Below are 13,485 nucleotides of genomic sequence, written 5' to 3'. Positions count from 1 at the left end.
AACTTCAGCCGGCATTTAAGGCAACCTCCACGGCAGCGCGTAGTGGATCACGTTGCTGATGATCTGCTCGTTGAAAAGGCCCAGGACCGCCACGCCCAGGCTCAACACCAGGATCGGCAGCAGCATGCCGGCCGGCAGCTCCAGCCTGAACCGCCGCCCGCGCGGCCGGACCGGCTGTTCGGCCCCCGCCGCCCCCGCCTCCGGCCTGCCCTTCAGGTAGGCGTTCTCAATCACCCGGAAGAAATAGACCGCTGTCAAAAGGCTGCTCACGACGAGCACGGCGGCGAACCCCCAGGCACGCGCCTCCAGGCATCCCAGCACCAGGTACCACTTGCTGAAGAACCCCAGCGTGGGCGGCAACCCGATCATGGAGAACGCGGCGACCACAAAGGCGGCCATGGTGAGCGGCATCTTTTTGGCCATGCCCACGAAGTCCGGCACCCGCCGCACACCGGTTTCCCAACTGACGCCCCCGGCGATGAAAAAGAGCCCGCCCTTCACGAGCGAGTGACTGACGACGTGCAGAAGCGCGCCGTACAGCGCCAAGACGTTGCCCAGCGCCAGCCCGAGAACGATGTACCCCACCTGGGCCACGCTGGAATAGGCCAGCATCCGCCAGAAATCGCGCTGGGCGATGGCCATGACCGAACCGAACAGTATGCCCGCGGCCGCCATCCACCCGAGCGCCTCCAGGGTCACGGACACCGGTCCGGCGGCCTCGGTCACGAAGTACAGGATCCGGTACAGGGCGTACGCGCTCACCTTGGTCATCACGGCGGCCATAAAGGCCAGCACCGGGGCCGGCGTGTAGCTGTACGCGTCCGGCAGCCAGCCGTGGAGCGGGAAGAGCGCCGTCTTGACGCCCAGGCCGGCCACGATGAAGACCACGGCCAGGATGACCGCCGGTGAATCCATAAGCGGCGGCAACAGTACCGCCAGGTCGGCCATGTTCAGGGAGCCGGTCACCGCGTAGAGGTAGCCGACCCCCAAGAGATAGAAACAGGCGGCGGCCGTGCCGATGATCAGGTAGCGCAGGGCGGCCACGATCGCCCGGCGCCCCCCGAAAGCGATCAGGGCGTACGCCGCCAGGGAAGAGATCTCCAGGAACACGAACAGGTTGAAGAGGTCGCCGGTGACGCAGATACCCAAGAGGCCGGCCAAGGCGAGCAGGAAAAGGGCGTAGAAAGACCCTTGCTCCCGCGGCGTCCGGCCCTGCAGGTACGGCCCGGCATACACCAGGGCGGCCAGGCCGAAGAAAGCGACCAGGACGACCATGCCGCCCGACAGGGGATCGATGACGAGTTCGATGCCCCAGGGCGGCGGCCAACCGGCCACGTGGTAGGGCCACGGTTCCCCCCGGGCCAGAGTTTCGGCCAGCGCCCCGGCCCCGCAGGCCAACACGGCCAGTGCCGCCGCCAGGACCAGGCCCCGGGTGAACGGAACGGACAGCCGGACCGACAGGCGCGCCGCCATGGCCACGAACAGGGGGATGATGACGATGAGGATCGGGAGGTGTTGGTTCATTTGCGCATCCTCCTGAGCACCTCGGGCTCCTCCAGGCTGCCGTAGCAGCGGTACACCTGGATCAAAAGGGCCATGGCCACGCCCACCACCGCCAGGCTGACCACGATCGCGGTGAGCATCAGGGCGTGCGGCAGCGGATTAACGTAGACGTCCACGGCGCCGGCCGTCTCTCCGGGGAGCAGCACCGCCAGCGTGGCCCCGGATTTCTGCGCCGTGTTCAGAAAGAACAGGATCACGGCCACCTGCATCACGTTCAAGGCCATGATCTTTTTCAGCAGGTTTTCCTTTACTATGATGCCGTAGAGGCCGATCAAAAAAAGAACCCCGATCAGCCACCAGCTCACGTAGCCGGCGAGGTGGTCGAGCAAGTGGTAATACTGGCCGAGCATCGCTACTCTTCTCCCCTCTCCCGGGTCAGCGAGTCGAACATGATGATCGTGACCCCCATCACCGCCAGGGTGACCCCGACTTCAATGCCCAGGATGCCCAGCGCGCGGGCCTTGGCCGCCGTCGCCTCCACGGGGATCACCCCGTAGTCCAGAAAATTGCCGCCCCAAAAGAAGGAGAGCGTGCCGATACCCAGGTAAATCAAGGCGCCGATGCAGGAGAGGGTCACCGCGTCCCGGCGGCCCACCCACTTGGCGTCCTGGCCCTGGACGAGCTGGACGAGAATCACCGCCACGCCCAGGAGCGCCCCGGCCTGGAAGCCCCCGCCGGGGCTGTAGTGGCCGTGCACCAGGACGGCGACGGCGAACACAATGATGAAGGGCAGCAGCAAACGAAAAGCCATGTTCAGGACGATACCGCCGAATCCCCTGCGCATTTTGGTCACGCGCCTCCTAAAGTCCACCGAGCCGGATTCAGGCAACAAGCCACTATGTTCAGGCAACAAGTCTGTGCTTTATCCGGACGCTGCCGGACAGAGTATCCGACCCGTTGCCATTCATGTTCAGGCAACAGCCCTGCTTCATCCGGACGCTTTTAGTCAGTGGTCGTCCAGCGGGCAGTGCGGTCCCCTGGCACTGAGAATGGAGACGATGGCCAGGCCGGCGATGACGATGACCAGCACTTCGCCCAACGTATCGAAGCTGCGGTAGTCCGCCAGCACCGCGCTGACCATGTTCCGCGTGCCCGTCTCCTCGTAGGCCGATTCGATATACCGCGGCGAAACGTGCACCGCGGGCGGCGACTGGTGGTCGCCCACGCGGGGCAGGTCGAAAGAGACGTAGATGAAGAGGCCGCCGATGAGCGCCAGGAAAAACAGGGTGACCCTTTTCAACGGGACGACCTCCTCTCCAAGCCGAACAGGACGGAAATGTAAATCACACTCATGACCGTCCCGATGATGGCCTCGACAAAGCCGACATCGACCGCGTTCATCAGGGCGAATAGTATGGCCGACGCGAAGCTGAAGGACCCGAAAAGGATCACGGCGACCAGCAGGTCGGTCACCCCCAGGGCCACCAGGGCGCAGCCGATCAGGACCAGCAGCAATACCACCTGTACAATTTCCATCAGCCGGCTTCCTCCTTGCCGCGGGTCCACGGCTTCAGGCCGGCGCGGTAGGCCGCGCGGCTGAAGATGTGGGTCGCCGTGGGATTGGCGATGGCCAAGAAAACCCAGATGAACGCAAGCTTCAGGGCAATAAGGCTCAATCCTTCGTAAACCATCAGCCCGGCGATAAACAAGAGCATCCCCAGGGTGTCGCACTTGCCCACGGCGTGCAGGCGGGTGAAGAAGTCGGGGAGGCGCAGCACACCGATGGTCCCCACCAGCAGCAGAAAAAACCCGGCCAGCATCAGGGCAGCGGCCACATAAGTCATGATTCGGCATCCTCCTCGCTCTTGCCCTCGAAATACTTGGCCAGCACCAACAGGGTGATGAACCCTACCACCGTGTAGGCCAGGGCCACGTCGACCACCATGTCCAGCCGCTCCCACACGGCCCCCAGCAACAGGAACAGGATGATGGTGTTGCTGCCGATGATGCTCATCCCGACCAGGCGGTCGAAAACGGTCGGCCCCGGAATGATCCGGCCGAAGAGCACCAGGATATTCAGGGCCCCGATGGCCACGATAAGCGCCAGCAGAAAGTAATGCACGGCCTATTGCTCCTCCTATTGCTCCTCGCCGCCAGACACTCCCCGGAGTGTTTGCTAGAAAATCCCAGCCTATTGCTCCTCCTATTGCTCCTCGCCGTTGTCGTCGTCTTCCAGGGCCAGGTCGACTGCACGTGCGGCACCGAAGACAAGACCGACCCGCCGCGGCATTTCGCCCTCGCGTTCCGCGGGCGCCAGCGACTCGGCCATCGCCTTCTGCACGCAGTGGACGGTGAACCGGCCGTCTTGCACGTCCACGGTGAGGGTCCCCGGAGTCAGGGTGATGGAGTTGGCCAGCACGAGGTAACCGACCGGGTGCGGAAAGTGCTTTTCAAACCGGATGACCTGCGGGTCGACGGGCATTTTCGGGTGCAGGATCAGCCAGGCCATCGACACGCTGGACTTCACCAGCTCCCAGAAGAGCCAAGGCAAAAAGGCCAACAGGCGCAGCCAGGGCAAACCCCAGACCGAAACCGGCGTGCCGCCGGCGGTGCCATCCCGGGGCAAAACGGAGAAAGGCCTGGTGATCACCGTCACGCCCAGCGCCGTCAGAAAACCGATAATCAAGTATCGCGCTTCAAGCCTTCCGGACAGCACCACCCAGAAAGCAAAAAGAAAGAGCGTCAGAAGAAGGCTGTACTTAAGATCCGCCCCCAGGGGAAGGCGGAAGCTGATGGCCTTTTTGGGTTCCGCCATTTTGTCTGCCTCCAAAATAAAAGGCGGCTCTGACCCCGCGCTGATGCAAAAGCCCTAAGCCGGCTTGTGCCGGAAGGCTCAATTGGTAAGGTCCTAAAAAACATTTTATAGTATCTGCTTAAAACCAGTCAACCGACTACCATTCGCTCTCGGAATCATTCATTCTCTCCGTTGCTCCCGCCCGGTTGATTATTAATTGTCAGGAGCGGCGATCTCGCCGGAATGGGCGTCGATTGGCGGGATTCCTACGGGATGTTGATGGTGAAGTTGCCCACGCGCAAGCCCGGGATCTGGCGCAGGCGCGAGACGAGGGCCGGTATGCCGAGAATCCGGCCCCGCGCGGGGGGCAGGGTTTTGAGGAGCCGGTACGGATCCGCGTTCAGGTTGCGGAGTTGGACCATATGGACTCCTTCGGAACGCACGAGCTCGAGAAGCGCCTTGACTTCCTCTTCCCGGTCGGTAAGTCCGGGAAGGATCAGGAGGTTTAGGCTCACGAACACACCCCGGGTACGGGCGGCGGCTATGCTCCGGCGGACGTCGGCAAGACCGAAGCCGCGGGGCCGGTGATAAGCGGTGTAAGTCTCCTCGTGCGCGCTGATCAGGCTGATCCGAACGCTGTCGAGTGCGGCTTCGCCCAACGCGGCCAACGCCGCGGGGTCACCCCCGTTGGTGTTGAGGTTGATGCTCCCCCTGCCGGTGGCCTTTCTAATCCCCCGGACGGCCTGGGCAAGCAGTTTTGACTGCAGCAAGGGCTCCCCCTCACAACCCTGGCCGAAACTGATGATCGGCTCCACCCCGTCCTGCAGGTGGGAGACACCCAGTTCAACCACCTCGGACACCGTGGGAACGAAGCCGATCCGCTCCTGCGGGGCGGGAGGGCGCCCGGAGGGAGGGCACTCGGCCGGAGGGCACCGCCCGGCCGGAGGGCGCCGCCCGGAGGCTGGTCTCGAGATGCAGCCCAGGCAATCGGCGTTGCAAGCCGGAGATACCGGGATGCCGGCCTCCCAGCGGGCGTAGAAGATGTTCTGGGCCGTCAGGCAGTGGTAGGCGCAAGCGCAGTGGGCCAGGTGTTCCACCAGGCGGTTTGTCGGGAATTGACGGCGCTTGGTCTTGATCCGGCGGGGCAGGGTCGGGTCATTGTACAGCAGCGGGTTCCAACGGTATTCCTCGTCGGTATGCAGGGCCGCCGCGAAAAGTTCCCCGTCCCGCGCACCCACCGCGGTGTAACCGAAAAGGCCCAGGTCGGGCGTCGGCCCGTAAACCCGGTAAGCCGGCAGCAGGGTCCGGGTAAAACCGGCCGGCAGGAGCGCGGCCACCGCGAAAAGCTTTCCGCCGCCCTCGAGTCGCCGGACGTCTTTGACGGGCCTCCCCGCCCAGCCGACCGGCGCCCTTTGGTCAAGCAGCACCAGGTCCGAGCCGGGCGGCAAGGGGATGGCCTCCCGCTCCGGAAAAGGGATGATCTCGGCCCCGGTCCAGGCCGCCGCCCCTAGCTCGGGGTCCTCGTAAAGCACACCCTCGCCGTCGGCATAGAGAAGTTTCACGGCCCCACCCCCGTCCGCAGGGAAAAAGGGGGACTGTCCCCCTTTTTCCCAGAATATCAGGACGCGTACAGAATAACCGAGGAACCCCGGCCCGGTCAAACCTGAAAAAGACAACCATGCCGCTCTTGCGGGCACCATCGGAAGGATGAAAATACCCCTCACCCTGACCCTCTCCCAGAGGGAGAGGGGATTTTCAGGGTAGCGGCACTGAAAAAAGGGTTGGAAAAAGGGGGACTGTCCCCCTTTTTTAGGTCTCGTGGCCTACCCCGGTCAGGTAAAGCATCGGGTCGTAAGGCTCGCCGTTCCAGCGCACCTCAAAGTGCAAGTGCGGGCCGAAGGAGCGGCCGGTGTCGCCTACCCGGGCGATGATCTCCCCGGCGTTGACCCGGTCCCCGCAAGCGACCGCGATCTCCGAGCAGTGGGCGTAGTAGGTGGTGAGCCCGTCGCCGTGGTCCAGGATCACCAACAGCCCGAAGGTGCCCGCCGGGCCGGCGAATACGACCTGACCGGCCTCGGCCGCCCGGATCGGCGCGCCGTGATCGGCCGCGAAGTCGATACCGTAATGGGGTTGCCCGTCCGCACGCGTGCCAAAAACATCGGATACGGGTCCGGCCGCCGGCATCAAAAGGCTTCTCCAACCGACCGCCGGGGCCGCCGGGCCGCCGTGCCCGCGCACAGGCACAGAGAGCCGCTGGCCGGGAAACAGCCGGTCCGGGTCGTCAAGCCCGTTCTCCCGCACCAGGTCGGCCACCGTCACCTGATACATCGCCGCGATGGCGGTCAGGTTTTCACCCTCCTGCACCAGGTGCGGCAGGCGGGTGCCCGGAACGGTCAACAACTGGCCGGGACGGAGGAAGTCCGGGTTGGCGATGGTATTCAGCTCCAGCAGGGTATCCATGTCCACGCGGTGATCCGCGGCGATCTTCCACAGGCTGTCGCCCTCTTTCACCACGTAGCGGCTCTGCGGAAGGTCTTGAGCCGCCGGGTGCTCGTAAGGCCGGTCGGCCAAAATCCATTCGTCCAACCGGGCGCCGGCCGGATACAGGAAGGCACCCGCCAGCAACGTACCGGCCAAGCCGGTCACTAGCAAACGCTTCAACATTGATTGGTCACCACACTCCTGAATTCAAGCATTCGCTAGCTAGTTTTTCCGTAACCGGCCCGGTTTAAACGGAGATTTTGGGCCCTGGCCCTATTTGCGGTGAATTGGGGGACCCGGCATCATCCACCCTTCCGGCGGCCCGCCGGCCGCCTGCTTGAAGGCCTGGAAGTTGCGCAGCAAGTCGCGGTTGGACCGGGTGCGCCGCATCTCTTCAATCAGGTGTTCCATCGCGTCCGAAGAGGACATCTGGTTCGTGGTCTTGCGGAAGTACCACATCAGTTCCAGCTCGTCGTTGGTGAGCAACAGTTCCTCCTTGCGCGTGCCGGAACGCTGCACGTCAATCGCCGGGAAGATGCGCCGTTCCGAGATCTTCCGGTCCAGAATCAGCTCCATGTTCCCGGTGCCCTTGAACTCCTCGAAAATGACCTCGTCCATCCGGCTGCCGGTCTCAATCAGGGCCGTGGCGAGGATGGTCAGGCTCCCGCCTTCCTCGATTTTGCGGGCCGCGCCGAAGAAACGCTTGGGCTTGTGCAGGGCCGCGGGGTCCACCCCGCCCGACAGGGTCCGACCGGAAGTGGGCACCACCAGGTTGTACGCCCGCCCCAAGCGCGTAATGCTGTCCAGCAGGACGGCCACGTCCTTCTTGTGCTCCACGAGCCGCTTGGCCCGCTCCAGCACCATCTCCGTCACCCGGACGTGGTTGTCCGCCGGCTCGTCGAAGGTGGAGGCGATCACTTCGGCCTTGACCGAACGCTGGATATCGGTGACTTCCTCGGGGCGCTCGTCGATCAGGAGGATCATCAGGACCACTTCCGGGTGGTTGGTCGTGATGCTGTTGGCAATTTCTTTAAGAAGCGTGGTCTTCCCGGCTTTGGGCGGCGCGACGATCAGCCCCCGCTGCCCTTTCCCGAGCGGCGAGATCAGGTCGATGATCCGGGCCGCCGTACGGTCGGGGGTGGTCTCCAGAGTAAGCCGCTCCTGGGGATACAGCGGTGTGAGTTCGTCAAAGTGCCGGCGGCGGCCGGCCAGGTTCGCCTCTTCCCCGTTCACGCTCTCCACCCGCAACAGCGCCATGTACTTCTCGGTGTCTTTGGGCGGCCGTACCTGGCCGGAAACCAGGTCTCCGGTACGCAGGTCGAACTTGCGGATTTGCGAGGCCGACACGTAGATGTCGTCGTTTGACGGCAGGAACTGAGACGGCCTTAAGAACCCGTAGCCCTCCGGCAGGATTTCCAGATAGCCTTGCGCCTGGAATAACCGGCTCCGGTCCAGCAGCGTCCGGCCGGCGTCGGTATGCGGGTACGGGTGGTGTGGAGTGTGTTGGTGATATTGCCGCGCTGTCTCTCGGGGTTCCTGGTGTTCTCTCTCCACCAGCGCCGTGGGGGGTGTGTGCTGAACCGACCCGTCTTCGGTGGGTTCCCCTGCTTCCGGTGGGGGCGGTTGTACAACCTGCCCAAGATCCTGTTGGGTTCGCTCTATTTCAGCAATCAGCTCCTTTTTTCGGAAACGGTAGTAGGCTGGGATTTTGAGTTCTTTGGCCAGGTTTTGCAGTTCGGCGAGCGTCTTATCCTCCAGTGCGGTTGCGGACAAAAGCAACCCTCCTTCCCGACTAGGGTCGTTATTCTTATTACCACCCGCGAAGGTTTTTATTCAATAACGAGCTAAAAGCCCTTGTGTGAAACCCGCCCAAAGAATGAAAATACCCCTCACCCTGACCCTCTCCCAGAGGGAGAGGGGATTTTCCTATGATGGGCCAGTCCTGCGAGAAGCTGCCTGGTGGAACCCGCGGGGACAAATACGGGGCCTGGAAGCCGGATGCCAGCCAACCTTAGCGTCCCTTGAGCTTGGCCCAGTCGTCCAGGAACTTTTGCAGGCCCACGTCAGTGAGCGGGTGTCCGGCCATCTGCATCAACACCTGATAGGGCACGGTGGCGATGTGCGCACCCGCCTTGGCCGCCGTCAACACGTGCAGGGGGTGCCGGATCGAAGCGGCGATCACCCGGGTCTCAAACTCGTACAGGTCAAAGATCTCCACGGTGTCCCGGACCACTTCCATGCCGTCGTGCCCCGCATCGTCCAGGCGCCCGACAAACGGGCTGACGTAACTGGCTCCGGCCAGCGCGGCCAGAAGCGCCTGGTTGGCGGAAAAAACGAGGGTCACGTTGGTCCGGATGCCCCGGGGTTCCAGATTGCTCACCGCCTTCAGGCCCTCGGGGATCATGGGGATCTTGATGACCACATTGGGATGGATCCGGGACAGTTCTTCGGCTTCAGCCACCATGGCCTCCGCAGCCGTACTAATGACTTCCGCGCTTACCGGTCCGTCCACCAAAGCGGTGATTTCACGGACCACCTGCGTGAAATCGCGCCCCTCCTTGGCGATGAGGCTTGGGTTGGTGGTCACGCCGGAGATTACACCCAAGGCGGCCGCCTCCCTGATTTCGTCCACGTTGGCCGTATCGAGGAACAATTCCATATGAGACTAGACCTCCTGCCTTTGATGGTCGACAGTGCAGTGAAGCCGGCGGTGTCCTAGATGGCGCGCGCCCGGCCGGAACTGCCGAAAAGACGGATTTTCCCGCGGATTATTTCGACCGCCGTCTCCCGGGCCGGACCCAGCACTTTGCGCGGGTCGATTTCCTCGGGGGTTAGGGCCAGCACTTCCCGGATCTTTCCGGTGAACGCCTGCCGGATGTCCGTGTCGATATTCACCTTACGGATACCCAGAGCAATGGCTTCCCGGACGGCGTCCGCGGGTACCCCGGAGGAGCCGTGCAGAACCAGCGGCGTTCCCTTAACTCGGTCCCGGATGCGGGCCAGGCGGTCAAAATCAAGCCGGGGCGTACCCCGGTACAACCCGTGGGCGGTACCGACGGCCACCGCCAGGGCGTCCACCCCGGTGGCCCGCACGAAATGCCCCGCCTCGTCCGGGTCGGTGAACAAGGCCTCCCGTTCATCCACGCTGATATCGTCCTCAGTACCGCCGATCCGCCCCAGCTCCGCCTCCACCGATACGTCCACCGGCCGGGCGGTTTCCACCACCCGGCGCGTGAAGGCGATGTTCTCCGCGAACGGCAGGTGGGAGGCGTCGACCATTACGGAACTGAACCCCGAACACAGGCAACGGATGACCTGCTCGAAGCTGGTTCCGTGATCCAGGTGCACGGCGACGGGCACACGAGCGGTCCGGGCCGCTTCCAGGGCCAACAGCGATATGTAGCCCAGCCCGGCGTACTTGATCGCCCCCTGGCTGGCCTGAAGGACCACGGGCGCCGCCTCGGCCTCGGCGGCCTGAATGATGGCTTGAACCAGTTCCAGGTTGTTGCAGTTGAAAGCGCCGACGGCCCAACCGCCGGCCTCAGCCGGTCTCAATAAAGTGGCCAGGTTGACCAGGGTCATTTGTGAGGAGCGCCTCCGTCGGTTACTTGTTATCGTGGTTGCGCCGGTGGGTCTTGGGCTTTTTCTCGCCAAACACCTGCCGCTTCAGTTCTAAAGACTCGCATTGCTCCAGTTTCGCCATATCATCCTCGGTTTCAGCCGCGAGCAGGCACATGCGAAGACAATGACGGCAGTGAAGCTCAATATGATCCGGGAAAATCTCCAATTCGATGCGGTTCTCCTTACAGGGGCAATAGAGGCTGCCTTCCTCCGCCAGGGTGTGGACAATGGTCAGGGCGCTGAGCATGACCTCGGCATCGCGGAAGTAGTTTTGCCCGCCCATTTCCTCCACCAGGATTTCCAGGGCCTGCTCCTTGCTCTGGAGGTAATTCCGCACCCTCTCGTACGGGCCTGCGCAGCCCAATTCGAGACCGGTTTCCTGGCAGGAAAGGTAGAAAACCTCCCGGGACCAGAATTCGGAGGCCGTCAGGCGGTACATGTGTGTGGACTCACAGATGACGCAATTCACGTCCAACCAGTATGATTTCCGGCTTTTGGTGCTCACAACCAGAAGCCGGCTTTGGCACTTGCACAGGACTTCAATCGGCCTTTCCGGACCCAGAGCGAAACGGGATACGGTCTGTACAACCGAACGGCCGCAGTCCGAACACCGCAGAGCCAGCGTTGTCTCGGTCTTGACGAGCACCCCGACAAACCTCCTTGAAGAAAGACCTCTATAAAAGACCTTCTTCGCCAAAAAAATACCGTATCCTTTTCTGCGGGCCACAATCAGACCGCAACTGCGCCGAGGACGCTCCGCACCACGGACCGCACTTCATTCAGGTCGAAAGGCTTGATAATCAGACGCCGGACGCCCAATTTTTCAGCCTCCCCGGGGTCGGACAACTCTCCGTAAGCCGTAACCAGGATTACCGGTATATCGGGGGAAAACCGATGAATCTCCCGGAGCGTCTCCAGTCCACCCAGCCCGGGCATCTTGAGGTCGAGAAGGATCAGCTCGGGTTTTTGCCGGCGCGTGATGTTGACGGCCTCATAACCGTTGGACGCCGCAATCACGGCGAAACCTTCGCTTTCCAAGGCTTCGGCAAGCAGTTGCCTGATCGCCGGCTGGTCATCCACGACCAACAGCATCCCCCGCCTCACCTCCGATTATTCCCGGTGTGCAGTCAATGCCGGGGCCCTTGATCCGGTGATACCCTGTATTCTGGACGGCCGAATCAAATTCCTGCCGGGCTAAAACCGAACGGAAAATATTAGAACCCCAAGGGAGCGCCTTAGAACCCCAAGGGGACCCCGGGTGGGCGGGGCACCACCGGGGCCAGACCGGCGACCATAATGATCAGCAGTATCAGGAGCAACGCGGCCACAGCGGCCACCGGCACGAAAACCACGGTCACCGCCCGGCCGGTGACAAATCCATGTGCCTCCCGCAGGCCGATAATCAGGAGGACCAGGCTCCAGACAAACACCCCCAGCCCGATCAGGCCCAAGACAGCCGAGGCCGGGGTCTCGGCGACACCGGCCACCACAACGAAACCCTGCACCGGCAGCATCAGAACGGCGGGCAAACCGGCCAAGCCATACACGGTCAGGGTGGCCTTGGGCCCGTTTTGCCCCCCCAGCAACTGCGCCACCAGGTGCAGTACGGCGCCGTAACCCAGCCACTTGGCGTACCACAGAAAAAAGCCGGTGAGCGCCAGGAAAGGACCCAAACCGGCGATGATCGGGTCGTATTCCGTTCCCAGCCCGGAAAGCGCGATGGTGTTCACGGTCAGCATGCCCATCAGTGTCCCGGCGGCATTGACCAGAGTCACGATGATGAGGACCAACGGAAACGGCGGGTCCTCGGCCAACCGCCGGAAAGTGTTGACCGGGTCAAAAAGCACACCGTAGATGATTTCCAAAAAACCGAGGCTGCCCAAGATGCTTGCTCCTTTCCGGGGCACGGATAACCATCCGTGGTGCTCTTCTAAGAGACCGCTGCAAAACTGCGCCTGGCTTTGTCAGGCTCGCCGTCCGGTGCTCACGTACCACCCAGTACGCTCCGCGCCGTCCAGCTTCGCCTTTCGCGCCATGCTTGTTTTTCGCGGCCTCCAAGCGTTTAGAACGATTTCTGGTTTTGCATCACTCTTTAGCGCTGTTCCACGGCAGGGGCGGTCAACAGCCAGGACGCTTGCGGTCTTAACAGGGACGAAAGTCCTCCCCAGAAATCCTGGAAGAAGGGCCTCGGACCCAGTTCCACCACCACCGGGGCGTCCGGGTCCAGGCCGCCCAGTTCGGCGGCCGTCCGCACGGCGTCGTGGAGGTCTCCGAGCTCGTCCACCAGCCCCAGTTCGTAAGCCTGGCGCCCGGTGAAAATGCGCCCGTCGGCCAATTCCCGCACCTGGTCTTCGGGCAGGTCCCGGCCCCGAGCAACCACCGTGACGAACTGGGCGTAGATATCGTCCACCATTCCCTGAAAGATGGCCTGTTCTTCGGGGGTAGGCATCCGGTCGGGGCTGCCCATATCCTTGTGGGGCCCGCTCTTGAAGGTCTTTGTCTCGACCCCGAGCATATCGTACAGGCCGGTGAGGTGCGTGGTCTGGATGATCACCCCGATGCTGCCGGTGATGGTGGCCGGGTTGGCCACGATGGTGTCGGCATGAGACGCGATCCAGTACGCGCCCGAGGCCGACATATCACCCATGGAGGCCACCACCGGTTTCCCGGCCTGCCGCAGCCGGACCACCGCTTCGCTCACTTCCTGGGAAGCGGCCGCCGTGCCGCCGGGGCTGTTCAAACGCAGCACCACCGCCCGGATGTTCGGGTTGTCCGCCGCCTCCCGCAGCCTGGCCGTGGTTTCCTCGGCGCCTCCCAACCCGAAGAAACCCCCTTGATCACCTCCGGCGATCACACCCTCAATCCGGATCAGGCCGATCTGTTCTCCGGTCGCGCGCCGGCCTTCCGGTCCGGTGCGGCCGCCAAGCACGGCCACCAGAATCAGCGACAGAACAATCGCCCCCAGGATCAGCCCCGCAAGCAGTTTTTTCTGCAAAGGTCAAACCTCCTTAGCCGGAATAGAAACCTCAGCTTTCAGAATTCAGGAGTCGCAAATCCAGAATTCGGAATGGATCAGGCAAAATAGA

General features: G+C 62.9%; 17 protein-coding genes. All 17 read right to left on the bottom strand.

Annotated elements, in window-relative coordinates:
- Positions 1-15: 15 nt before the first annotated feature.
- The 17 genes from AB1402_01910 to sppA all read right to left on the bottom strand — a co-directional run bounded on the left by AB1402_01910 (position 16) and on the right by sppA (position 13,394).
- On the bottom strand, positions 16-1,524 hold the full coding sequence (locus tag AB1402_01910; protein ID MEW6540355.1) for a monovalent cation/H+ antiporter subunit D family protein: 1,509 nt from the start codon (positions 1,522-1,524) through the stop codon (positions 16-18).
- Positions 1,521-1,913, bottom strand: a complete 393-nt coding sequence (locus AB1402_01905; GenBank protein MEW6540354.1) for a cation:proton antiporter subunit C — start codon at positions 1,911-1,913, stop codon at positions 1,521-1,523. Before AB1402_01905 ends, AB1402_01910 begins: the two co-directional genes overlap by 4 nt.
- A 2-nt stretch (positions 1,914-1,915) precedes the next feature.
- A complete protein-coding gene (locus AB1402_01900; GenBank protein MEW6540353.1) occupies positions 1,916-2,347 on the bottom strand; it encodes an MnhB domain-containing protein in 432 nt (143 codons plus the stop codon).
- 162 nt (positions 2,348-2,509) lie between these two features.
- Positions 2,510-2,803: a hydrogen gas-evolving membrane-bound hydrogenase subunit E gene (gene mbhE / locus AB1402_01895; protein ID MEW6540352.1), complete on the bottom strand. Its 294-nt coding sequence runs from the start codon at positions 2,801-2,803 to the stop codon at positions 2,510-2,512.
- Complete coding sequence (locus tag AB1402_01890; GenBank protein ID MEW6540351.1) at positions 2,800-3,039, bottom strand: hydrogenase subunit MbhD domain-containing protein; 240 nt, start codon at positions 3,037-3,039, stop codon at positions 2,800-2,802. The genes mbhE and AB1402_01890 overlap by 4 nt, the downstream gene beginning before the upstream one ends.
- Positions 3,039-3,347 (bottom strand): monovalent cation/H(+) antiporter subunit G, encoded by a 309-nt coding sequence (gene mnhG, locus AB1402_01885; protein MEW6540350.1) that lies wholly within the window; start codon positions 3,345-3,347, stop codon positions 3,039-3,041. The genes AB1402_01890 and mnhG overlap by 1 nt, the downstream gene beginning before the upstream one ends.
- Positions 3,344-3,625, bottom strand: a complete 282-nt coding sequence (locus tag AB1402_01880; protein MEW6540349.1) for a monovalent cation/H+ antiporter complex subunit F — start codon at positions 3,623-3,625, stop codon at positions 3,344-3,346. The genes mnhG and AB1402_01880 overlap by 4 nt, the downstream gene beginning before the upstream one ends.
- An 81-nt stretch (positions 3,626-3,706) precedes the next feature.
- Complete coding sequence (locus tag AB1402_01875) at positions 3,707-4,318, bottom strand: Na+/H+ antiporter subunit E (protein ID MEW6540348.1); 612 nt, start codon at positions 4,316-4,318, stop codon at positions 3,707-3,709.
- A gap of 245 nt (positions 4,319-4,563) precedes the next feature.
- A complete protein-coding gene (locus AB1402_01870; protein MEW6540347.1) occupies positions 4,564-5,859 on the bottom strand; it encodes a radical SAM protein in 1,296 nt (431 codons plus the stop codon).
- A gap of 247 nt (positions 5,860-6,106) precedes the next feature.
- A complete protein-coding gene (locus AB1402_01865; protein ID MEW6540346.1) occupies positions 6,107-6,961 on the bottom strand; it encodes a M23 family metallopeptidase in 855 nt (284 codons plus the stop codon).
- A 90-nt stretch (positions 6,962-7,051) separates the two neighbouring features.
- Entirely contained in the window at positions 7,052-8,551 is a 1,500-nt protein-coding gene (rho, locus tag AB1402_01860) for a transcription termination factor Rho (protein MEW6540345.1), read from the bottom strand.
- 238 nt (positions 8,552-8,789) lie between these two features.
- On the bottom strand, positions 8,790-9,437 hold the full coding sequence (gene fsa / locus AB1402_01855) for a fructose-6-phosphate aldolase (protein MEW6540344.1): 648 nt from the start codon (positions 9,435-9,437) through the stop codon (positions 8,790-8,792).
- Between the two features lie 56 nt (positions 9,438-9,493).
- Positions 9,494-10,360 (bottom strand): class II fructose-1,6-bisphosphate aldolase, encoded by an 867-nt coding sequence (locus AB1402_01850; protein MEW6540343.1) that lies wholly within the window; start codon positions 10,358-10,360, stop codon positions 9,494-9,496.
- A 22-nt stretch (positions 10,361-10,382) separates the two neighbouring features.
- Positions 10,383-11,045: a hypothetical protein gene (locus AB1402_01845; GenBank protein MEW6540342.1), complete on the bottom strand. Its 663-nt coding sequence runs from the start codon at positions 11,043-11,045 to the stop codon at positions 10,383-10,385.
- 83 nt (positions 11,046-11,128) lie between these two features.
- Positions 11,129-11,491, bottom strand: coding sequence for a response regulator (locus AB1402_01840; protein ID MEW6540341.1), 363 nt, complete (start codon positions 11,489-11,491; stop codon positions 11,129-11,131).
- A 143-nt stretch (positions 11,492-11,634) separates the two neighbouring features.
- Complete coding sequence (locus AB1402_01835; protein ID MEW6540340.1) at positions 11,635-12,282, bottom strand: Yip1 family protein; 648 nt, start codon at positions 12,280-12,282, stop codon at positions 11,635-11,637.
- A gap of 209 nt (positions 12,283-12,491) precedes the next feature.
- Positions 12,492-13,394, bottom strand: a complete 903-nt coding sequence (sppA, locus tag AB1402_01830; GenBank protein ID MEW6540339.1) for a signal peptide peptidase SppA — start codon at positions 13,392-13,394, stop codon at positions 12,492-12,494.
- Between the last annotated feature and the right edge of the window lie 91 nt (positions 13,395-13,485).

The organism is Bacillota bacterium, from assembly GCA_040757205.1.
In the GTDB taxonomy this organism is placed as follows: Bacteria; Bacillota; Desulfotomaculia; order Desulfotomaculales; family Desulforudaceae; genus Desulforudis.
This window is presented reverse-complemented; position numbering and strand designations above follow the sequence as displayed.